Origin of the sequence: Hymenobacter saemangeumensis (assembly GCF_039541835.1) — a bacterium.
Classification (GTDB): domain Bacteria; phylum Bacteroidota; class Bacteroidia; order Cytophagales; family Hymenobacteraceae; genus Hymenobacter; species Hymenobacter saemangeumensis.
In genome coordinates, this window is the sequence record NZ_BAABGZ010000010.1 from 116,883 (window position 1) to 139,313 (window position 22,431).

Sequence of the window (22,431 nt, forward strand, 5' to 3'; positions counted from 1 at the left end):
CTCATCAGGGCTTTACTTTTGCAGTTATTGCTTATTTCTGCCGAATGCTTATTTCCCTTATTAATCGACTTCGACTCTTACTATTTATTGGAGGAATGGGGGCAGTGCTGCTGCCCCAGCGCGCCCAGGCCCAGGCGGAATGGTCGCGCTGGTACTTTGGGCACCAGGCCGCCCTGCGCTTCACTCCAGACTCCGCAATAGTGCTGCAGGATAGCCGCATGGTAAGTGAGGCTGCCAGTGCTACTATCTGCGATTCTACCGGACGCTTGCTGCTGTATAGCAACGGGCGGCGCGTCTGGAATGGCCGGCATCAGCTTTTGGTCAACGGGGAGCGGCTGGGGGGCGACTCAACCAGCTCCCAGGGGTGTGCGCTGGTGCCAAACCCGCGGCGGCGGGGCTATTACTTTTTATTTACCCTCGATGGCTGGTTTACTCAACAGCGCCGGGGCCTACGAGTAGCGGAAATCAATGTAAACGCCGCTAATGGGCAGGGCAGTGTGCTCAGCCTCAATCAGCCGGTTGTGCCCGATACGCTGTTGCAACGCCTCGGCAACCGTGACTTCATGGAGATGCAGGCTTTGGTTCGCCATGCCAATGGCCACGATTACTGGCTGGTAACCCATCTGCTCGATACCAATGTGTTTTTGAGCGTACTGGTGACGGGTAATGGATTTTCGCGCAGTTCCATTGTAGTAAGCTCGGTGGGTTTGGTTCACCACCTGGCGGGCAATGCCAACTCCAGAGCCGACATGCCGGGTGCGCTGGCTGTGTCTGCTAACGGGCGCCGCTTGGCGCTTACATCTCAGATACTTGGGGCCGAAGTTTTTGATTTTAACCCGGGGAATGGCCGGGTTACAAACCCCATACGCCTGGGGTACGGCATCTATAGTGAGGGTATAGCCTTTTCTCCGGATGGGAGCCTGCTGTATCAGTCGCGACGCGGGCCTGGCTCGGGCTTCGGACACCCCTGCAGCTTAAATGCCATATGTGAGGTCAGACAATTTGATTTGCGGCTTTCTACTCCGGCAGCCGTGGCTGCCTCCGGCATATTGGTGTACATCGGCTGCGGCCGGCAGGTTGTGGGAATGCAACGGGCCATTGATGGCCGCATTTATCTGGCAAGTATGCCCGGTGGTGATAGCAGCCAACCCAATTACAACCTCGATGTAATTGCCCAGCCCAACGTGCGGGGCTCTGGCTGTCAGTATAGAACTGCTGCTGTTGCCTTGGTTCCTAGTCGCTACATTCGACATTTTCCGGTAGTGCCCAACGAGCCGCCGCAGCCACGCCTTCAGGCGCTTGGCTTTTCTGCGGTCAGCTGTGCGGGGCAGCCCGTCGTGTTTACGCTGATGGGGAATACCCTCGGTGCTAGTGGCGACACCTTGGACTGGAACTTTGGCGATGGGGCTACCCTGCGCACCACGCTTCCGCAGGCCAGCCACCTGTACGCTCAAACCGGAACCTATGCAGTAACAGTGCGCCTACGCAACCGTTCATTTGGGCCCGATGAGCAGCTGCGGGGCTCGGTAAGCGTTGTACCCCGCCCTGCCCTGAATCTGGGGCCCGATGTGACCGTCTGCCCGGGCACTGCGGTGCTCCTATCTGTGGGCACCCTTGGTTTGGGCACCACCGTGCGTTGGAATGATGGCAGTACCGCTGCCACCCGCCCGGCCGTGGCGCCCGGCCTCTTTTGGGCTGAAGTAACAACAGCAGGCTGCAGCGTCCGCGATACCATAGTGCTGAATGCGCTGCCGGCTCCAGTACTTAGGCTGACAGCCAGCCAGCCGCTGTGCGCTACTGGGCAAGTAGAGTTAAGTGCCGGCCCACAACCGGCGGGCAGCCGCTACCGCTGGCAGGATGGCAGCACGGAGGCCCGCTTTGTAGCTCGGACTGCCGGTTCTTATGCGCTAACGGTTGTCTCTCCCGGGGGCTGCGAGGCCCGGGCCAGCCTGGAGCTTGGGTACGACCCGTCCTGCCCCCTGGTGCTGCCCAACATCATCACCCCCAACGGCGACGCGCTCAACCAGACCTTTGTACTGCGAGGCCTGCAGGCGCCCGACTGGTCTATTCGTATCTACAACCGCTGGGGCCGCGAAATCTACACCAAGACGCAGTACGACAACGCCTGGGCCGCCCAGGGCCAGCCCGATGGGCAGTACTACTACCTGCTCACCAACGCAGCCACCGGGCAGCAGTACAAGGGCTGGGTGGAAGTGGCCCGCTAGGTTCTGAGGAGCACCATAAAAAAAGCCCCGCCAGTGCAGGCGGGGCTTTTTTATAGTGGGGTGTTCGTTGATTAAACCGTGAAATCCGCATCCACGTGCAGGCGGATTTCCTCGCGAATCTGCTCGGCATCGAGCCAGTCCTCGTTGTTGGCGGAGTGGTAGTGAAAGCCCAGGGGCACACGCTGCCCGCCGAAGTGGCTGATAAACTTCTCCGGGTCCCACTGTGGGGTAGAGGGCAGGATAACGTAGTAGCGGTCCAGCTCCACCGTGCTCAGGGCGTCGGTTTCGGTAATCATCTCCTCGTGCAGCTTCTCGCCGGGGCGGATGCCCACGATGCGCTGCTCGCAGTCAGGGCCAATGGCACGGGCTACTTCCGTGATTTTGTAGCTGGGAATCTTGGGCACGAAAATCTCGCCGCCCCAGGCATGCTCCAGGGCGTACAGCACCAAATCCACGCCCTCTTCCAGCGAGATGTTGAAGCGCGTCATGTCGGGGTGGGTGATGGGCAGCATGCCGGTGTGGCGCTGCTGCAGGAAAAACGGCACCACCGAGCCGCGCGAGCCAATTACATTGCCGTAGCGCACCACCGAGAAGCGCAGGTCGCGGCTGCCTTTCATGTTGTTGGCGGCCACGAATAGCTTATCCGAGCACAGCTTGGTGGCGCCGTACAGGTTGATGGGAGCCGCGGCTTTGTCGGTGCTCAGGGCCACCACGTCCTTCACGCCGCAGTCCAGGGCCGCGTTGATGACATTTTCGGCGCCGAAGATGTTGGTTTTGATGCACTCCATCGGGTTGTACTCCGCGGCCGGCACCTGCTTGAGGGCGGCGGCGTGAATCACGATGTCGATGCCTTCGCAGGCGCGGTGCATGCGCTCGGCATCGCGCACGTCGCCAATGAAGTAGCGGATGGCCGGGTACTGCTGGGGCGAAAACTCCTGGCTCATCTCGTACTGCTTCAGCTCGTCGCGCGAGAATACCACCAGCCGCTTCACCTGCGGGAATTTTTCAAACACGGCCCGCACGAACTGCTTGCCGAAAGAGCCGGTGCCACCGGTAACGAGAATAGACTTATGGTTGAGGTCGAGCGCCATGAAACAGGGGAGGAGAAAGGGCAAAAGTACGGCCTGCGGTACTTTTGTAGTGCCGCCAACACTCGTAGCGCGGAATTTCATTCCGCGACACACCCAATTCGGCACGTTCCGCCTTCCGGCCCGGAATGAAATTCCGCGTTACGCGCTATCGCCCCTGCCCATGCTCACCACTGAACCCATCAAGCTTCTCATCTGGGACCTAGACGACACCTTCTGGCAGGGCACCCTGTCGGAAGGCGTTGTAAACGCCGTGGAAGACAACCTGGCTCTGGTGCGCGATACCGCCGCCCGCGGTCTGGTGCACACCATAGTCAGCAAAAACGACCTGCAGCCAGTGGAGGAAAAGCTGCGGGAGCTGGGCATTCGCGAGCTGTTCGTGTTTCCGCGGGTAAGCTGGCAGCCCAAGGGGCCCATTATCAAAGAGCTGCTGGACGCCATGCAGCTGCGGGCCCCCAACGCCCTGTTTATCGACGACAACGCCGTAAACCGGCGCGAAGCCGCGTTCTACAACCCCGGCCTGCAAACCATCGACCCGGCCGAGCTGCCGGCCCTGGCCCCCCAGCTGCGCGCCAGCGGCAAGCCCGACCCGGAGCTGTCGCGCCTGAAGCAGTACCAGCTGCTGGAGCGCCAGCAGCAGGCCCGCGCCCAGTACGAGGGCGACAACCTGGCCTTCCTGCGGGCGGCCCAGGTAAAAGTCGAGCTCCGCGAAGGCGCCGCAGCCGTGCTCCCCGACCTGGCCCGCATCGAGGAGCTCATCAACCGCTCCAACCAGCTCAACTTCACCAAGCAGCGGGTGCAGAAAGAGGCCCTGGCTGCCAGCTTCGCAGATGCCAGCCTGCGCTGGGGCACCGTGCGGGTGCGCGACCAGTTCGGCGACTACGGCCTGGTGGGCGTGTACTGCCTGTACGTGGCCGAACACCGCCTGGAGCAGCTGGTATTTTCCTGCCGCATCCTGCACCTGGGCGTCGAGCAGTTCACCTACGCCAGCCTGGGCTTTCCCACCCTGGCAGTGCAGGGCGAAGTAGCCACCGCGCTGAACGGCACCGACAAGCCCGACTGGATTGAGCTGGTAAAGCAGAGTTCCATTCCACAACCCGACCCCCAAAAAATCCCGGCTTCCGGCAAAAAGCTGCGCGTGTTCCTCAAAGGCGGCTGCGACCTGGGCCAGCTCACGCCCTTCCTGCAGGCCTTCGACCTGGAAGTGGAAGAGGAGTTCAACTACCTCAACGAAAATCAGATTACCGCTCACCTGGAGCACACCATCCTGCTGCGCCACACCCGCGAGCTGCCCCCGGCAGAGCAGCAGCGCCTGGCCAGCCGGCTGCCCTTCCTGGGCCACGGCGCTTTCGATACCAGGCTGTGGAGCGGAGCGTACGACGTGCTGGTGTTCAGCCCGCTGATGGATTATGCGCAGGATATCTATAGGGAAAAGGCAACCGGGCTGGAAATTCCATTCGGCAATCTCAATCTCATGACCCAAGACCTAACCACATTGGCCGCCAAATATGCACAGCGCCGGTTTAAAGGCATGGATGAGAGCTTCCTCCACCAGTTTTGTAAGGATTTTGCTTTTGCTAGTCCCATCTCTCCCCGCCGGTTTAAGGAAAACCTGCTTTGGCTGCGGCAGCAAATACCGTCCGCTGTGCCAATGTTCTTTCTAAACGGTGCGGAGATTGAAGTCGCCGAAACACACGAAAAAGGCATTTCTAAACGACATGCCGATATGAATGCTGCCCTGGAAGAATTCGTGGCCACAGCAGTCAATTGTTACCTGATAGATGTGCGGCTCTACGTCAACCAGCGGGCCGACGTGACGAATAACGTGCGCCATTATCAGCCCCGTCACTACCGTTCGCTGGCTCAGCAGGTAGCCCAGGCCATTGGTAGTTGGCGGGGTCGGCAGTTGGGGCATTCAGCATGGGCCGATTTTCGGGCGCGACTGTGGAGCAGCCTGCCAGCAAAATGGCGGAGCCTGCGGAGCTAATCCCCGCAAACTCCGCCCCTTAAAGTAATTAACTAGCCGCGTTAAGTGCCGCCGGTGCGGTTATTCGACCACCAGTCGGCAGGTTTGCTGACCGGCGCGAACCAGGTATAGTCCGGACGGCAGGGCGGCTGGCAAAGTCAGCAATAAGGGTCCTTGCAGAGGCGCTTGCGCGTGCGCTACCGGCCGGCCCAAGGCATCAAGTACCTCAAGACGCTGACTAGGCAATAGACCGGTAATGGTCACCAAGCTATTGGTTGGATTTGGGGCAAGTGTTAAAGCAGGCTGGAGGAGTGGCCGCCCTGCAGCTAGCGGGCCGGTACCGTTGTTTAGCCGCACACTTACAGTATTGCTGAAGATGTTGGTTACGAGCAGGTCCAAGTCGCTGTCACCATCTACATCGGCGCACACTACGCTGCCGGGGAAGCTTCCTACGGGGAAATCAGCCCCGCCGGAAAAGAAGCCACTACCGTTGTTTAGGCGCATGCTGACCGAATTGCTGCCCGCGTTGGCTACCAGCAGGTCTAGGTCGCCGTCGCCGTCTACATCGGCGGTGGTCAAGCCCCGGGGCTGGCTGCCGGCCTGCACTTCGTAGCCGCCGGTGAAGGTGCCGGACCCTGTGTTCAGGCGTACGCTCACTGTAGTAGACTGGTAGTTAGCCGTCAGAATATCAACATCACCGTCGCCATCAACATCGGCCATTGCTACAGCAAAGGGGAAAGACCCTACTGGCACATCGGAGCCGCCGCTGAAAAAGCCAAAGTTGCTATTGTTGAGCCGCACACTAACAGTATTGGAAGTGCCATTGGTGCCGATGAAGTCTAGGTCGCCGTCATTGTCGACATCGGCCGCGGCAATGCTTTGCGGCTGCCCGCCCACCATGAAGTCTCCGCCACCACCGAAGGTCCCGGCGACGTTAAAGCTTACAGTAACTGAATTGTCGGCGTAGTTTGCCGTCAGTAAGTCCAGGTCCCCATCAGCATCCAAATCGGCCATAGCCACGCTTCGTGGCTGGCGGCCAACCGGTATAGTGGCTCCCCCACCGAATATGCCACTGCCGTTGTTCAGCCGCAGGCTCACCGAGTTGCCGTTGAAATTGGGGGTGAGGAAATCCAGGTCGCCGTCACCATCCACATCGGCAGCTACCACTATATAAGGGCTGTTCCCCACGGGGTAGTCCGCGCCGTTGCTGAACCCTCCTCTGCCGTTGTTCAGGCGTACGCTTACCGAGTTGCCGGCAAAGTTGGCCACCAGCAAGTCCAGGTCGCCGTCACCATCCACATCAGCAGGAGCAACACGGTAAGGTTGGTTGCCAACCGGGAAATCTCCGCCACCACCGAAAAAACCTGTGCCACCGGTGGCCGCAGCCGTAAATTGAAAAACGTGGGGTGTGCTGAGCATTGCACCGCTAGTGCTTTGGGCGGCCATGGAAATTACCGCCTGTACTGTTTCACCGGGCCGGAAAGCATAAGTAGGGGCGAAGCTGATAGTATTGCTATTTACAGTAATGGTGCCCGAGTTTCCGGTGCGAAGCCCACCCCGCTGAGAACTGAAAACGCTTAAAGCACCAGTAGACCCTACGCTTACGGGTTGAGAGAAATTCGCCGAAACACTGCTACTCCGAACTGTACTGATGCGGTTTGCGGCTGGAGTAGTACCAGTTACATTGAACTGCGCCAAAGCCGGATTATAAAACGCTGAGTTAAGGGCCAGGCCAAGGCCAAGTGTAGTAAACAGGAAGTGTTTTTTCATGAGCGCAAGAAGTAGGAAGCTGTCGCAGCAGCCGAAGGAGTAGCCTTCTTAATCAAAGGTAAATGGATTTATCCCACTACTGCCGCAAATTCACTCATGCTCTCTGTTATTAGCTTAATTACTGAGTGGTAGGATATAAATCAGATTTGAAATCGGCTAACACGCCTAAGTTATAGCTTTATAACTCGCACTAAATTAGTTGCCTAAGCTTTAACGGCGATAACTGATTTTTTCTGGTCTTCATCCCAGAAGGCTTGGTTACCTTTACCGGATTTTGTAAGTATATAAACTGAGTGTAATGATGAATTCATCTCGTCCATTCTGGCTGCCTCTTATTTGTTTTCTTTCTGTAATTCCATCGGCTTCACTACGGGCCCAGCTTAGCATCACTTCCATAAGCCCTAGGCCCAATACCATTAGCGCCCCGCGCAACAGCGCCGTGTCAGTCCAGTTCAACCAAATGCTGAGCGCGGCATCTGCCCCAGCCCTTAAAGTGTTTAGTAGCCAGCGGGGTGGCTTGCTGAACAATGCAGGTGGCGCTAATACGGTAGCAGGCAATGGAATTACATTTACCCCTGCCACTACATTCAGGCCCGGTGAGACAATATTTGCTACTGTAACCACCGCAGTCAGGAGCAGCATTGGGGTTGCCATGCCTGCCGCCCGGGTATTTCAGTTTACTGCCGCAGCCATTGGAGGAAGCGGTACTTTCACTCCCAGTCCGAATGTGTGGGTCGGTTCACAGCCCTATATCATTGTCACGGCCGACGTGAACGGCGACGGAGCCGTTGATTTTCTCACGCCCAATTTTAATAGCAACACGGTAAGCGTTTGCCTGAACAATGGAACTGGTACTTTCACAATGGCAGCGGCTGTGCCGGTTGGCAACCAGCCCCGGGGCCTAGCCCTAGCCGATATTGACGGCGATGGTGACCTTGATATCCTTACCTCTAACTATAGCGGTAATACGGCCAGCGTCCGATTCAACAACGGGGCCGGGGCTTTTGCAGGCGGTACTGAAGTTCCCGCCGGCATCCGGCCTCAGAGTGTAAGCGCGGCTGATGTAGATGGGGATGGTGATTTAGACATGCTGGTTTCCAGTGAGGCCAGTTCCGATGTGCGGGTATCACTCAACAATGGCATCGGTATTTTTACGGCGGCTAGCACCATTGCTGGATTAGGCTTCCCTTTCAGCCTGACCATGGCCGATGTGGATAGTGATGGCGACATTGATATGCTGAGCGGCCGCTACAACAGCAATACGGTGAGCATCCGTCTTAACAACGGCAGCGGGTTATTTAGCGGCGGATCCGACCCCGTGGTTGGCAGCGCACCCCGCGGCCTGACTACGGCGGATGTTGACGGCGATGGTGATTTGGATCTACTTACCGCAAACGCCGGTAGCAACTCCGTGAGTGTAAGGCTAAATAACGGTGCCGGCGTGTTTGGGTCAGGCTCTGAAATTGCCGTAGGAAACTTCCCGAGCAGCGTAACCACGGCTGACTTAGACGGGGATGGCGACCTAGATATGTTGTGCACAAATATATTGAGCAACACTGTAAGTATAAGTCTGAACAATGGCAATGGTACCTTCGCCCCAGTTTCTACTTTGATGGTAGGAGCCGACCCTTACCGGGTGGCATTGGCTGATTTTGATAACGACAACGACCTGGATATTGCGGTAGCAAATTTTGCCAGTAGTAACGTCAGCATATTCCTGAATCGTCCTTCTCCCTATACCCTGGCAATCACCGGCGATTCGCTGGTATGTAATGGTGGGCAGGTTCAGCTGACAGCAATTCCTTCGGCGCCCCCTCTCTCGTATCGGTGGAACACGGGTGCTACTACGGCAAGCATTCCAGCTACAAGCAGCGGAGCACCAAGTATCTTCTCAGTTACCGCAACTTTCCCGGGCGGCATCACCCGAACCGTTCAACGCCGGGTGTATGGGATTAATCCAACTGTTCAAATTGCTGGCGATTCCGTGCTTTGTCCTGCCGGCCCAGCCACCTTAACAGCAACGGCGTCCAGTGTTCCTGGACTTGCATTTCCGCCCAGCTCTTTTCGGTGGAGCACCGGTGCTACAACTCCTGGAATTCAGATCCAGCAGCCCGGAATTTATTCTGTAACAGCTTTTTTTGGCAGTGGCTGCTCGGTTACAACGCAGAAGAGGGTGCGCTCCGGCGCTACGCTGCCTTCCTCAGTCAGCTATACCATAGGAGCTGATACCACGCTTTGTGAAGGCAACTCCCTGCTTCTGCAGGCGCCGGTATTACCCGGTGCCGGCATTAAGTACCGGTGGTTTGATGGCTCGACAGGCACTACCCTGTGGGCCCGCCAGGAGGGTGCTTATTCTCTGCAGATTAGCTCAGATTGCGATAGCCGTATGCTCACCCGCCGGATATCCATTTCTCCGTGCCTGAATATCCCGAATGTATTCACTCCCAATGGTGACCAGTTCAATAGCCTGTTCGCTATTGCCGGCTTACAGGGTGGAAACTGGGCCTTGGTTATGTACAACCGCTGGGGGGTGAAAGTATATTCTACGAGTGCCTACCGCAATGACTGGGGCGCGGAAGCGGCGGCGGGACTTTACTATTACCTGCTCGAAAACACTGCCACCCGGCATAGCTACAAAGGCTGGGTAGAAGTCATACGGTAGTTACATCGTATTCAGCTTCCAGAGTGCCTGGAAATAACCACCAGTTTGCGATACCCTCCGATTAGCATCATATGCATCGGCTTCGCGCACCAGCTTGTAGCCCATTCCCAGCATGGTATGATAATCCTCAAACTTGATGGGATTAACCACTCCGGCCTCTTTGGAACTCTCCTTCCCATAGCGGGCCTGCATCAGGTAAACCCACTTTGCGCCGCCTTTAACGTAACTCAAGTAGTTGGCAACAATCTCTGGCTCCATTTCGCCGAAGCTGGCCGCATTCCAGAATATGTCAAACGAAAAACCTTTTAGTAGAGGAGTCTGCCAATTGCCAAACATGTGAACCTTGCCTTTTTCCAGGGAGCCGAGGCTGACAGCATCAAGGTTTTGCTCAGAACTCACCACTGCTTCTTTACCCAGTACATTGGTTAGATACTTCTCGCATAAGTAAAGCTGAGCAGGCAGGTCGAAACAGAGAATCGTAAGATTAGGGTAAAGCTTCTTTAATAGCTCTACCTGCATTCCGGAGCCCGAGCCCAACTCCACTATTGTTTCATCGCCTTTAAAGTGCAGGAACTGCTGCGGGAAGCAGTAGCGGATATAGAAGTTAAGGAACTTCATAGTGTATTTCTTCCCACCTATCTCGAACAAGTCCTGCGGCTTGCCAAACAAGCTGGTTTCGATGCTGCTAATCGGCGGAGCTGCGGCCAACTGCCCTTGTAAATCGCAGTGCAGGTAAGCCATTTCCCGGATATCTTCTAAGCGTAGGGAGTACGGCAGGGAAGCGCGGTTGTCAATAAATAGCTTGCGTATCTGCTGCCGGGCTATTTTAACATGTAGCGGCATTGTAGGGTGGTAATAATACACCAAGTCATTAAACCCGAAGGTTGTGAAAATGGGGTATTTGCCACTGCGAATTTCACTTAAGTCGGCAGTCTTTATCTCGTTAATAATCTTCGCTTCATAAGCCCGCCAGTAGCGTGAGGCGTGAAAAACTTCTGGCGCGCTATCGTATGCTTGGTATAATTTATCAAGGTGATTCATGCTGCTGACAAGAGACATTTTTTGCCTTTTTGACTAAGTGTGATTGGCAAAGATAGGTAACCGAGCTACTTGGGAATACCAGCTTGGTGAGTCCGATTTTAAGCGTTGCCTGTTAATTGCCGCACAATTCCCACCAGCTGCCCCGTCAGCGCCCGTCGCGAGTACTTTCCGTGGCTTAGCGCCGGCAAATCCAGGTTGGGGCTTTGCTGCCACTGGGCTACCAGGGCTTCCAGGGTTTCCAGCATCAGGGCGTAGCCGTCGTAGGGCAGGGCGCGGCCGGCGCCGCACTCCTGCAGCAGGTGGTCGGCATCGGAGCCCACCGGCCCCACGCAGAGAATGGGCTTGTTGGTGGCCAGGTACTCGAATACTTTGCCGGGCAGGATGCCGAAGTTGGGCACCACGTCGGGTATGGCCATGAGCAGCACCGAGGAGCGCAGCAGATAGGTTACTGACGCATCGTGGGGCACGAAGGCAATGAACTCGGTTAATTCCGAGAGCCCGGCGCTGGTAATGCGGCGGCGCAGCTCCTGGCTTACCTGGCCTACGAAGCGCAGGCGCAGGGGCACGTCGGGGTGCTGCCGGGCGCAGTCGGCCAGGGCCCGCAGCAACTCGTCGATGTGGTAGGTTTCGGTGATGGTGCCGGTGTGGGTGATGCGCAGGCAGTCGGCAGGCGGCTGGGAGGGTTGGTGGAAGTCGGCTTCGTCGTAGCCGTTGGGCAGCACGTGGAACTTGGCCGCGGGCAGCTCCGGCAGCTTGCCCAGGAAGATGCGCTTGGTTTCGGGCGAAGTCACCAGCACGGCATCGGCCCGGGTGAGCACCTGCCGCTCGTAGCGGGCGTCGAGCCAGGCTGCCAGGGGGGTGTGGTGCAGGTCTTTATAGTAGTAGATGTCCGTCCAGGGGTCGCGCATATCGGCCAGCCAGCGCAGGCCGTGGCGCTTTTGCAGCAGCAGGCCAATCAGCTGGGTGGAGTGGGGCGGGGAGGAGGTGAGTACGGCGTCGAACTGCTCGCCGGCAGCGAGCAGCTTTTCCACGGCGGCCACGGCGTAGCCGTTCCAGCCCCGACGGGGGTCGGGAATGAAGAGGTTGCCGCGCACAAAGCGTAGTGCCTTCTGCAGCAGGCCCGGCTTGCCTTCGTTGGCGAAGCCGCCGTAGGGCACGGCGCGGCCCGTCAGCTTCTTATAAGACTCAAAGGGCTCGGAGGTTTTGGTTTGAATCACGCGCACGCCGGGCGGCACGTCGGCCAGCAGCGACTCGTCGCGCACCGGGTAGGTGGCCTGGGCGGGGTCGACGGTAATGACGGTGGGCTCTACCCCAAAAGCGCCGAGGTGCTTCACAAACTTGAGGCAGCGCTGCACGCCGGCGCCGCCGGATGGGGGCCAGTAGTAGGTGATGACGAGCAGGCGCAGGGGGCGGGCAGGAGGCACGGGAAAAGCGGAAAAAAGCCGAACTGCAAAGCTACATGAACGACACGGCCGCCGCTGCCGTAACTTTGAGCCGGTAATAGCCCCGCCGTCTCATGAACAACGACCAAGTGAACGAGTTGCTGGCCCTGATGGGCCAACAAATCAAAGAAGCCGCTGAGTACCGCGTTCAGTCGGACCGTCGCTTCGAGCAGCTGACCGAAGTGATGGTCAACGGCTTTCTGCGCCTGGAAGACAAGCTAGGGGCTCGTATCGACAATGTTTCTGCCCGGGTAGACCATCTGACCGAACGGGTAGACCACCTGACCGAACGGGTAGACCACCTGACCGAACAGGTAAATTACCTGACTGAAGAAGTTAAGGAGCTAAAAACTGACGTGCAGGAAATTAAAACACAGGCGGCTGAAACGAACCGCCGTCTGGTGGGCACCTTCGACCAGGTAGGCCAGCTGACGGAGCAGACCGGGGCCACGCAGCTGCGCCTGACCCACGTGGAAGAAGCCCAGCACCCCACCAACGCCGAGCTCGACGCCCGCCTGCGGGCAGTCGAAAACCAGCTGCGAAACGCTTCTTAGCGGGCCGCAACACCAGTCTAATAAGCGAAATCAATTAAATCAGCGCTAAATCAGCGATTCATGTTCGACAACCTCTCCACCAAGCTCGACCGGGCCATCAAAACCCTGAAAGGTCAGGGCAGCATCACTGAAATCAACGTTGCCAGCACCATCAAGGAAATTCGCCGGGCGCTGGTCGATGCCGACGTAAACTACAAGGTTGCCAAGGAGGTAACCGACAAAATCAAGGACGCGGCCATGGGCCGCGATGTGCTGACGGCCGTGTCGCCGGGCCAGCTCATGGTGAAAATCGTCTACGATGAGCTCACCGAGCTCATGGGCGGCGAGAAAAAGGACATCATCATCAAGGGCGACCCGGCGGTGGTGCTGCTCTCGGGCCTGCAGGGCTCGGGCAAAACCACCTTCGCCGGCAAGCTGGCCAGCCACATCAAGAAAAGCGGCCGTAACGTGCTGCTGGTGGCCTGCGACGTGTACCGCCCCGCCGCTATCGACCAGCTCAAGGTACTGGGCGAGCAGATTGGCGTGGAAGTGTACGCCGAAGTAGAAAACAAAAACCCCGTCGAGATTTCGCGCAACGCCATCGAGCACGCCAAGCGCAGCGGCAAGAAGGTGGTCATCATCGACACCGCCGGCCGCCTGGCCGTGGATGAGCAGATGATGCGCGAGATTGAGCAGGTGAAGTCGGCCATCAACCCCAGCGAAACGCTGTTCGTGGTGGACTCCATGACGGGCCAGGACGCCGTGAACACGGCCAAAACCTTCAACGACCGCCTCAACTTCGACGGTGTGGTGCTCACCAAGCTCGACGGCGATAGCCGCGGCGGGGCGGCCCTCAGCATCCGGGCCGTGGTGGAGAAGCCCATCAAGTTCATCTCGACGGGCGAGAAGATGGAGGCCCTGGACTTGTTTTACCCCGACCGCATGGCCCAGCGCATCCTGGGCATGGGCGACGTAATCAGCCTGGTAGAGCGGGCCCAGCAGCAGTTCGACGAGGACGAGGCCAAGCGCATCAACGCCAAAATCCGCAAAAACCAGTTCAACTTCGACGACTTCCTCTCCCAGCTGGAGCAAATCAAGAAGATGGGCAACATCAAGGATTTGATGGGCATGATTCCCGGCATGAGCAAGGCCATCAAGGACGTGGAAATCGACGACGACGCCTTCAAGCCCGTGGAAGCCATTATCCGCTCCATGACCAAGCAGGAGCGCGCCAACCCCGACATCATCAACGGCTCGCGCAAGCGCCGCCTGGCCAAGGGCTCCGGCACCGATATCCAGCAGGTAAACGCCCTGATGAAGCAGTTTGAAGATATGCGCAAGATGATGCGCACCATGAACAAGCTCAGCCAGACCAAGGGCGGCATGCAGCAGATGGCCAAGATGATGGGCAGCATGCGCGGCGGCTCCGGCATGATGCGCTAAGCTGTAGGTCCACAAAAAAAGCCCCTGAGCTGTGAAGCTCAGGGGCTTTTTTGTGGACAGGTGATTCAGGCACCACCCTAACCTTGTTGGACTTGACCCCGCGGCGGCGGGTAGCGCGGAATTTCATTCCGCGTCTGCGCGTCGGCAACGACAATCAACCGGGGGATAGAGGCGCGGAATGAACTTCCGCGTTACCGTATGCCAACCTGAAAAGCGCTTTAGGTTGAGAAGGCAACGAAATGGGGCTTGCTTCCGAGTATAGCCATACCATTAGCACCCTTAACCCCATTTCCATGTTTACAGGCTTACTACGAAACCTGACGGCTGCGCTGCTGCTGGCTGTCCCACTGGCCGCATCGGCCGACCACCTGCGCCCTCATCTGTTGTTCTCGGCGCGCCTCACCGGCGACCAGGAAACCCCGCCCGTCACCACTGCCGCTCAGGGGGTGGGGGGCTTTACCCTGAATGCTACCCGCGACACGCTCTTCGTGCAGGCGGCTTTTACCGGGCTGAGTGGTGCCATTACCGGCGTGCATATTCACGAAGGAGCCGTGGGCGTGGCCGGCCCGGTGGTAACCAACCTGCTGCCCATGCTGCGCGGCAACCGCCTTTCCGGCTTTCTCACCGGGGCCGACATCGCGCCGGCGCGCCTGGCTAAGTACCTGCGCGGCCTCCACTATCTCAACGTGCATACCGCCGCTAACCCGGGCGGGGAAATCCGCGGGCAGATTCGCCTGGAGACCGACCTGCCCCTGGTGGCCAGCCTGACGGGCGCCCAGGAAGTACCGGCCGTTGCCACTACCGCCACCGGCCTGGGTATTTTCACCTTAAGCCAGAGCCTCGATAAGCTGAAGTTTCGGGTAGCGCTGGCGGGCTTGAGCGGCCCCATCACGGGGGTGCATTTCCACGAAGCTGCGGTAGGAGTAAACGGGCCGGTTATCGTGAACCTGGCGCCTTATCTGAATGGCAATGTCGTGGAGGGCGAAATCGTGCCTTCCCTGGCACTTCTCAATGCCATCAGCCAGGGGCTGGTGTACATTAACGTGCACACGGCCAGCAACCCCGGCGGCGAAATTCGCAGTCAGCTCGTGGCCGATACCCGCTTCGTTGCCCATGATGCCGTCCTCGACGGCGCGCAGATGGTGCCCGCCAATGCCGCTACGGGCAAGGGCCTGGCCGTGGGCCGCCTCGTAGCCACCCTCGATACCATGACCTTGTTTGTGGCCCATGCCGGGCTAAGCGGCCCGCCTACCAGCGTGGCCTTATATGCGGCTGATGCCGGCCAGCCCAACACCAGCGGCAACCTGCTGGGCACCCTGGCAATCAGCTCCGGCGCTGGCGGCAACACCAATGGCAACATTACCGGGTTTCGACTGGTAAACCTGGCGCCCGCGACAGTCAATGCCTTCCTGCGGGGAACCATCAACCTCGTCATTAACACCGCCGCCAACCCCAGCGGCGAAATCCGCGGGCAGCTGTACCGCCTGGCGCGGGAAGGCTACACCATAAGCCTAAACGGGGCCCAGGAGCGGCCCAACCCCACCAGCAGCCCCGGCTACGGTGTGGGCGTGGTCAGCATCGACCGCGACCAGCGCACGGCCCACTTCATGAGCGTGTGGGGCGGGCTGAGCGGGCCCATCACCGGCGCCCACTTTCATACCGGCCTCAGCACCCAGAGCGGGCCGGTGGTATTCAACCTGGCGCCTTACTTCGACACGGCCACCAACCCCTCGTCGGTTAATGGCTTCTGGAAAGACGACAACACCAGCCAACCCTTTACCCTGCGCCGTTCGCTGCAGTTCCGCCGCGACAGCATGTACATGAACCTGCACACGGCGGCCTTCCCCGGCGGCGAAATCCGCGGGCAGGTGTACCGCGGGGCCCGCAACCTGCAGCGCGTTCTCAGCACCCGGTCGGCCGCTTTGCTGCCGGAAACGGTAACGGCTGCGCCCAACCCCTTCACCTCGGTCCTGACCTTGGCGTTTGAGTCGCGGCAGGCGGGCCCGGCCCGCTTGCAGGTAAGCGACCTGCTAGGTCGCAGCCTGCAAACCCAGGCCTTGGCCGTCCGGGCCGGCAGCAACAGCGTGCCCCTCAGCCTGGGCAGCTTGGCGCCGGGTATCTACCTGCTTACCGTGGAGCTAGCCGATTCCAGGGTGGTGATGCGCGTGGTGAAAGAATAGCGGCCGCACAGAGCCCCCGCATTTGCCGCCTGACCAGGGTTGTATTCAGGTAAGCGTCTGAAAAATTGGCGGTTGCAGAGAATATTAGCAAATTTTTAAAACGTCTGGGAATTATTTGGTGCAATCATTGTTACTGCTCCCGTGAAAGAATAGTTTTTTAAGGTGTTTTGGTTATGGTCATCCCACCGGGCTTCCCGGTGGGATGATTTTTTTTGTCCTTGTGGCTGATTAACAGTCACAAGCCTATGTCCTTGCCTTAAAAGGGCGTGGGCTGCCAAACCACTTGCAAGCAAAACCCGGATATGCTGGTTGTACAGAACGTGCATTAGCCGGACCGGCCTGTTACTTTGCAGGCCAGCCCTTAAGCTCTGGTATGAAGCAGCTCCTTGAAAAGCACCCCCTGGCTATCCGCTGGTTTCACTGGATAAACTTTCCGGTGCTGGCCCTGATGATTTGGAGCGGGCTGTGGATTTACTGGGCCAACGACGTGTACCGCCTCGGCTGGGGCGACACCACCTTGCTCAAGTTCTTTCCCAAGTCATTTTACGACGCGTTTGGCCTCAGCTTCAAGCTGGCCAAGGGCATGGCCTGGCACTTTGTGCTAATGTGGCTCTTTGCCATTAACGGCCTGCTGTACGTGCTTTATACACTTTTCTCGGGCGAATGGCGCCACCTGCTGCCCAACCGGCACTCCTTGCGCGAGGCCGGGCAGGCGGTGCTGCACGACCTGGGCCTGCGCCGCCAGGCCCCGCCGGCAGCCAAATACAACGGCGCCCAGCGCATTGCCTACACCGCCGTCGTGCTGATGGGCCTGGGCTCAGTGCTTACCGGGCTGGCCATCTACAAGCCCGTGCAGCTGGGCTGGCTAACGCAGCTCCTGGGCGGGTACGAGGCCGCCCGGGTAATACACTTTGCCCTCACCCTGGGCTACGTGCTGTTCTTCGTAGTGCACCTGGCCCAGGTGGTACGAGCCGGCTGGAACAATTTCCGGGGTATGGTTGCCGGGTTTGAGGTAGTAGAAGCTATTCCACCGGCGGGTAACCGCCCCGAGAAAGCCTAAACGCATGAAGCAGAATCCTATTCCTGAGGGTGAACCGGATACTTCCGCTTCCTCTTCCCACGACCTGGCCGTGCAGGCCGAAGCCCGGCGGCGGTCGCGCCGGGCCTTTATTGGGCTGGGGCTGGGCAGCCTGCTGGGCATTGGCGGCTGGAGCTGGCTACTCAGCCGGCCCGAGGAAGACGGCCTGCCCGCCCCGCTGCGGCGCGTGCTCGACGCCAACGGGCAGCTCAGCAGCGCCTACTTCAAGCAAACCCGGCTGGCCCCGGAGTTTGCCCGCTCCCGCGCCCGCACGCCGCGGGTAAACGGCCGCTACGGGCTCGAAGACCCGCTGGATGCGGAAACCTGGCGGCTGCGGGTGCAGCCCCTGGGAGCGGGGCCGGCCCAGGAGCTTACCCTGGCCGATATCCAGGCCCTGCCCCGGGTGGAGATGACCACCGAGCTGAAGTGCATTGAGGGCTGGAGCCTGATTGTACACTGGGCCGGTGCCCGCTTTTCCGACTTCCTGGCCCGCTACCCCCTGGCCGGCCTGCCCGGCCGGCCCGACGAGCTGGCTCCCTTCGTAGCCCTGCGTACGCCTAACGGTAAGTACTACGTCGGCTTGGACATGGCCAGCGCCCTGCACCCGCAAACGCTGCTGTGCTACGAGATGAACGGCCAGCCTTTAACGGCCAGCCACGGCGCCCCGCTTCGGCTGGTAACGCCGCTCAAGTATGGCATCAAGCACCTTAAGCGCATCGGCACCATTGCTTTTGCCACCCAGCGCCCCAGCGACTTTTGGGCGGAGCGCGGCTACGACTGGGATTCCGGCCACTAGCGAAGCAGCTGACAGGAAGCTAATCTACGGTCTGCTTTAGTGCACAACCCGGACCTGGTAATGCTCGGGAGTGGCGTCGGTGGCGGGCACGTGCCAGGCCCCGACGCGGCTGGGGCCGTAGCCCAGGTTAACCTTTACCCATTCGTCGCGGGTTGGAAGCATGGCCAGCAGCTCGGCATGCAGCGCCGACAAATCTTCGCGCATTGCCTGCAGGCGCTGGGTTACCTGCTCGTGCTGCCCGCTGCTGTCCGCGGTGGCAGTCGGGCCGCCACTTACTAGGCCGGCGTGGAGGGTAGCCTTGCGAATTTCTTCTTCAACGCTGAGGTATTCCTTTACTTTTTCTTCTAGAGGAAGCAAGTTCGGGGATAGATAGTCGAGGTTGGAGGCCATGACAAAAGGAAAAAGGGCGAAAACAGGTGCTCGGATTGAACGAAGGGGCGTACGGAAAAGATGCGTGGCTACCTGCTGGCCGGCTCCCTGCTGCTGGTGCCGGGTACCACTGGGCGGTTGCGCTGGCATCTCTCGCCGCAGTATTTCACTGCCTCCCAGCAGGCCCGCCACTTTTTGCGGTACTCAAAAGGACGCCCACAAGCCTGGCATACCTTGGTGGGAAGCTGGCCCTTGCGTAGCTTTTTGGGAAGCATAAAGTCGATTTTTTAGCGTAGATGGAAAGCCAACTTCGCGGGCTGCCGTAAAGTTTTGGGTACTTTTCGACTTCAAAGCAGCTGACTTATGACTACAACCACCGCGCCCGACATCCTGGGCCAGGCCCTGTTGGACTACCATCGTGGCCGCACTAATGCCACCCTGACGGTGCACTGCAACGTGGCCGATGATGAGGAGCTTCCCGCCTCGTACTTCTTCCGCACCTTGCTGCAGATGCCGGAGCTGGAGCGCCTGGCGCTAGAAGAGTGCCGCGGCCGGGTGCTGGACGTCGGCGCTGGCGCCGGCTGCCATAGCCTGGAGCTGCAAAGCCGGAGCTTTACCGTAAAGGCCGTCGACGTTTCGGCCGGGGCGGTGCAGGTGATGACGGAGCGCGGCGTGCAGCAGGTAGCCCGGCACAGCCTGTTCGAAGCCCGCCCCAACGACGAGCTGCCCTTCGATACCATCCTGCTCCTGATGAACGGCCTGGGCCTGGCAGGCTCCCTAAACGGGCTCGACAAGCTGCTGGCCCATGCCCGCACCCTGCTGGCTCCCGGCGGCCAGATTCTGGCTACCTCCTCCGACATCAGCTACCTCTACGAAGACGAAGAAGGAGCACTCCTGATAAATCTTAACGGGCCTTACTACGGGGAAGTAGAATACGCCTTCGGCTATGAGGGCCGGCGCGGCGTTACATTTCCCTGGCTTTTTGTGGATGCAGCCTTGCTTCACGACACCGCCGAAGCCGCCGGCTACACCGCCGATATCCTGGGCGAAGACGAAGACGGCCAGTACCTGGTGCGCCTGATGCCCCTGAGCAGTGGGCAATGAACAATTAACAGTGAACAATTAACAGTGAACAATGAACAGTGAACAATGAACAGTGAACAGTGAACAGTGAACAATGAACAATTAACAGTGATGCCTACGAGCAAACGAATTCACTCGCTTCAACTCATAACTCACAACTCATAACTCCAACCAAAATGACCTACCGCACCCGCTGGGCTGATATGGACCCCAATGGCCACATGCGCCATTCGGCTTATGCTGATTATGCTGCCGACCAGCGCGTAGTAAGCCTTTCTCAGGCAGGTTTCAGCCTGCGCCGATTTGCGGAGCTGCGCATTGGCCCTATTCTCTTCCGCGAAGAAACCCGCTACCTTAAGGAAATCGGAATCGGGGAAGAAATACGGGTCGATAGCCAGCTGGCGCAGCTGAGCGATGACGGTTCCCGCTGGAGCATCGTGCACGGCATCTACAAAGCCGACGGGCGGCTGGCCGCCACCGTCACCGTCGACGGCGCCTGGCTCGACCTCGACCGCCGCAAGCTAACCGTGCCCCCAGCCGAGCTCACGGCCATGATGCGCGAGTTGCCGCCGTTTGAGCCGGAGCGGAAGAGTTAAATCAGTTAAAAGTTAAAAGGGAAGAGTTAAAATCCGCTCGGGGCTTTAACTCTTCCCTTTTAACTTTTAACTCAACAAAAGCAGCTGCTATCAGGCGACTTTAGCCGGGGCTGCCCCCAGGGCCTTGCTGATGCGTCCGATTTGTTGCTGATGGTGCAGCAGGTGGTCGAGCAGGAACTCCATTACCTGGTAAATGGTCAGCCGGCCCGAGCGGGGGTGCGGAAAAATAGCGCGGTTCAGCAGGGGGCCGGGGAAGTTGCTGAGCAGGCGCTCGAGCTGGCGGCGGGTAGACTCCCACTCGGCCCGCAGCTCCGGCAGCGAAGGGTGCTCACCGGCGTCGGTGCTCGTGGCTACCCCACGGGGGGCTTTGTACTTCAGGCCGGGCAGGCGCAGCATGAGGCGCACGAAGCGGGCCCGCAGGCGGGTAAAGATGTCGACCTTGGGCAGAGCTTCGTCGGCCTGCAGCTTTTTGTCGACATAGCGAATGATGTTGCTTTCGATAAAGAACAGGTGGTGCACCACTTGCGTGGCCGACCATTGGCCGGGGGCCGGCTGGCGGTCGGCCTCGGCGCCCAGGGCATCAACGGAGGCCAGCAGCTTGTTGGTAGCGCGTTCAAGTTGCTCAAATTTGAGGTGCAGGCGGTGGTTCATGGGATGGAGTGGGGCGGGCGGCGTGTAGCTTTGGGCAAAAGGTACGGAAAAACCCGCGTGAGGAACAAGCCAACTAAGCTGGAGCATGGGGAGTGGCCGCTGGCCGGGCGCCTGGTACTGGTGCTGGTGCTCTATGCCCTCTACCTGCCCCTGAGCGGCTACCAGCCCCAGCACCTGCGCTTCGACGCCGGTCAGTACTGGGAACTGTCGCTGAAGTTTTTTCAGCAGGGCCGGTTTTCGCTCCTGCACTACGATGAGCCCGTGCGTGGCTACCTGGGGCCGCTGCTGGTGCAGCCGGGCCGGCTGCTGTGCCACCTCACGGGCTGGCCGGCCCTGCGCGGCGCCCAGGCGCTGGGCGCCGGCTGGGCCGCCCTGCTGTTTGGCGGCGCTATTCCGGCCGCTTGGCGGCTGGGTAGCGGGCAGGCGTTGTCCGGCAGGCGCTGGCTGCTGCTGGTCGGGCTGGGCTTCGTGTTCTGGCGCGACTACTTCAATTTTCCGCTGAGCGACATGCCGGCCCTGACGCTGCTGCTGCTGGGCCTGGCGGCCTTGTGGCGCCCGCATTGGGGCTGGACCCTGGCGGCAGGGCTGCTGCTGGCCGGCGCGCTGAATATTCGCCCCATCTACCTGGCCAGCCTGCCGCCGGTGCTTTGGCTGCTGATACGCAAGCCAGGCCGCGGGCTGCGGCACGGGGCGTTTGCGGCGGGCGCAGCCCTGGTGCTGCTGCCACAGCTGCTTATCAACCTGCGCCACTTTGGCCAGGCTACGCCGCTGGTGCTGGCGGCCCCGGCTACCAAGCGGGCGCTCTACCTGCAACAGCTCACCTGGGGCACGGCCTTTCAGCGCGTCGAAACCAGCCTGATGCCGGAATATCCGCGCCAGGTGCTATTCGCCGACCCGGCCGGGCAGGCCGCCCTGGCCGTGGGTCCCGGCGCGGCCTTCAATAGCTACCCTGATTTCATCCATTTCACCCGGAAGCACCCCGTTGACTTTGCGGTTCGATGTGCTCGTCACGTTTTCAATGGGCTGGATATACGATTTGCCACGCCTTACCTGCGTGAGCTGCATCCGAGCGGGCAGGCTGGGCTGCGGGTGCTGAACTATGTGCTGCTGGCCGCAGCCTTGGCCCTGGTGCTGGCGGGCTGGCGCAACAGGCCGCGCAGCCAAAAACTGCAAGGGCCGGCAACGGCCCTGCTGTTGGCGCTGCTGCTGCCCTGCGCCCTCGCCATTCCTACCGCCATGGAATGCCGCTTCCTGCTGCCGCTGCATTTGTTACTCCTGACCCTGGTGGCGGCCAGCGCCCGGCCACTGGCCTGGTTGCAGCAAGCGGGGCCGGGGCGGCGGGCGCTGGCCTGCCTGCTGCTGCTGGGCTGGGTGTGGGGCTGCTGGCAGCTGTCGGAAGATACTGCCCGCTACCTGCAGCCCGAAAGCGCGGCCCGGCGCTATGAGTAGCTGCTGTTGCGTAGCGGAGGCCGAAGCCCTTGGCTTGGTTTCTGGTTTCTGGTTTGTTC

18 protein-coding genes and 1 pseudogene are annotated in these 22,431 nt (G+C 59.6%); 12 read left to right on the plus strand and 7 right to left on the minus strand.

From position 1 onward, the window contains the following. The first annotated feature begins 44 nt into the window (after positions 1 to 44). A complete protein-coding gene (locus ABD919_RS03260; protein WP_345233742.1) occupies positions 45 to 2,225 on the plus strand; it encodes a T9SS type B sorting domain-containing protein in 2,181 nt (726 codons plus the stop codon). 71 nt (positions 2,226 to 2,296) lie between these two features. Here the strand turns inward: ABD919_RS03260 and pseB are convergent, their stop codons facing one another. Continuing rightward, positions 2,297 to 3,316 (minus strand): UDP-N-acetylglucosamine 4,6-dehydratase (inverting), encoded by a 1,020-nt coding sequence (gene pseB / locus ABD919_RS03265; RefSeq protein WP_345233744.1) that lies wholly within the window; start codon positions 3,314 to 3,316, stop codon positions 2,297 to 2,299. A 160-nt stretch (positions 3,317 to 3,476) separates the two neighbouring features. On the opposite strand from pseB, the gene ABD919_RS03270 reads away from it, so the two are divergent. After that, entirely contained in the window at positions 3,477 to 5,300 is a 1,824-nt protein-coding gene (locus tag ABD919_RS03270) for a hypothetical protein (protein ID WP_345233746.1), read from the plus strand. Between the two features lie 60 nt (positions 5,301 to 5,360). On the opposite strand, the gene ABD919_RS03275 is transcribed toward ABD919_RS03270, so the two are convergent. Next, on the minus strand, positions 5,361 to 7,049 hold the full coding sequence (locus ABD919_RS03275; RefSeq protein WP_345233748.1) for an FG-GAP-like repeat-containing protein: 1,689 nt from the start codon (positions 7,047 to 7,049) through the stop codon (positions 5,361 to 5,363). Between the two features lie 301 nt (positions 7,050 to 7,350). Here ABD919_RS03275 and ABD919_RS23925 point away from each other — a divergent pair. Then, positions 7,351 to 7,671 (plus strand): annotated as a pseudogene (locus ABD919_RS23925) (Ig-like domain-containing domain); the annotation flags it as partial. Positions 7,672 to 7,701: 30 nt separating this feature from the next. Then, complete coding sequence (locus ABD919_RS03285; protein WP_345233752.1) at positions 7,702 to 9,711, plus strand: FG-GAP-like repeat-containing protein; 2,010 nt, start codon at positions 7,702 to 7,704, stop codon at positions 9,709 to 9,711. On the opposite strand, the gene ABD919_RS03290 is transcribed toward ABD919_RS03285, so the two are convergent. Further along, positions 9,712 to 10,752 carry a putative sugar O-methyltransferase gene (locus ABD919_RS03290; RefSeq protein ID WP_345233754.1) on the minus strand — a complete coding sequence of 347 codons (1,041 nt, stop codon included), beginning with the start codon at positions 10,750 to 10,752 and terminating at the stop codon, positions 9,712 to 9,714. It abuts the gene before it with no gap. Positions 10,753 to 10,850: 98 nt separating this feature from the next. Further along, entirely contained in the window at positions 10,851 to 12,176 is a 1,326-nt protein-coding gene (locus ABD919_RS03295) for a glycosyltransferase family 4 protein (protein WP_345233756.1), read from the minus strand. 92 nt (positions 12,177 to 12,268) lie between these two features. On the opposite strand from ABD919_RS03295, the gene ABD919_RS03300 reads away from it, so the two are divergent. From ABD919_RS03300 to ABD919_RS03320, 5 genes are all read left to right on the plus strand, one after another. Continuing rightward, positions 12,269 to 12,748, plus strand: coding sequence for an LPP leucine zipper domain-containing protein (locus tag ABD919_RS03300; protein WP_345233758.1), 480 nt, complete (start codon positions 12,269 to 12,271; stop codon positions 12,746 to 12,748). Between the two features lie 60 nt (positions 12,749 to 12,808). Beyond that, positions 12,809 to 14,170: a signal recognition particle protein gene (ffh, locus tag ABD919_RS03305; protein WP_345233760.1), complete on the plus strand. Its 1,362-nt coding sequence runs from the start codon at positions 12,809 to 12,811 to the stop codon at positions 14,168 to 14,170. Between the two features lie 293 nt (positions 14,171 to 14,463). Then, positions 14,464 to 16,350: a CHRD domain-containing protein gene (locus ABD919_RS03310; protein WP_345233761.1), complete on the plus strand. Its 1,887-nt coding sequence runs from the start codon at positions 14,464 to 14,466 to the stop codon at positions 16,348 to 16,350. Between the two features lie 373 nt (positions 16,351 to 16,723). Then, a complete protein-coding gene (locus ABD919_RS03315; protein WP_345233763.1) occupies positions 16,724 to 17,410 on the plus strand; it encodes a cytochrome b/b6 domain-containing protein in 687 nt (228 codons plus the stop codon). 4 nt (positions 17,411 to 17,414) lie between these two features. Next, the gene (locus ABD919_RS03320) at positions 17,415 to 18,224 is read left to right on the plus strand and encodes a molybdopterin-dependent oxidoreductase (protein ID WP_345233765.1); all 810 of its coding nucleotides are present in this window, start codon (positions 17,415 to 17,417) and stop codon (positions 18,222 to 18,224) included. A gap of 36 nt (positions 18,225 to 18,260) precedes the next feature. Here the strand turns inward: ABD919_RS03320 and ABD919_RS03325 are convergent, their stop codons facing one another. Next, positions 18,261 to 18,581 carry a hypothetical protein gene (locus ABD919_RS03325; protein ID WP_345233767.1) on the minus strand — a complete coding sequence of 107 codons (321 nt, stop codon included), beginning with the start codon at positions 18,579 to 18,581 and terminating at the stop codon, positions 18,261 to 18,263. A gap of 101 nt (positions 18,582 to 18,682) precedes the next feature. Next, complete coding sequence (locus ABD919_RS03330) at positions 18,683 to 18,868, minus strand: DUF2256 domain-containing protein (protein WP_345233769.1); 186 nt, start codon at positions 18,866 to 18,868, stop codon at positions 18,683 to 18,685. Between the two features lie 88 nt (positions 18,869 to 18,956). Between ABD919_RS03330 and ABD919_RS03335 the strand changes: the two genes are divergently transcribed. Together ABD919_RS03335 and ABD919_RS03340 are read left to right on the plus strand one after the other, a co-directional pair. Continuing rightward, entirely contained in the window at positions 18,957 to 19,697 is a 741-nt protein-coding gene (locus tag ABD919_RS03335; protein ID WP_345233771.1) for a methyltransferase domain-containing protein, read from the plus strand. A gap of 155 nt (positions 19,698 to 19,852) precedes the next feature. Beyond that, positions 19,853 to 20,272, plus strand: coding sequence for an acyl-CoA thioesterase (locus ABD919_RS03340; RefSeq protein ID WP_345233773.1), 420 nt, complete (start codon positions 19,853 to 19,855; stop codon positions 20,270 to 20,272). Positions 20,273 to 20,362: 90 nt separating this feature from the next. Here ABD919_RS03340 and ABD919_RS03345 read toward each other — a convergent pair whose 3' ends face one another. Next, positions 20,363 to 20,923: a DinB family protein gene (locus tag ABD919_RS03345; protein WP_345233775.1), complete on the minus strand. Its 561-nt coding sequence runs from the start codon at positions 20,921 to 20,923 to the stop codon at positions 20,363 to 20,365. Between the two features lie 57 nt (positions 20,924 to 20,980). On the opposite strand from ABD919_RS03345, the gene ABD919_RS03350 reads away from it, so the two are divergent. Further along, positions 20,981 to 22,372, plus strand: coding sequence for a hypothetical protein (locus tag ABD919_RS03350; RefSeq protein ID WP_345233777.1), 1,392 nt, complete (start codon positions 20,981 to 20,983; stop codon positions 22,370 to 22,372). Positions 22,373 to 22,431 lie beyond the last annotated feature (59 nt).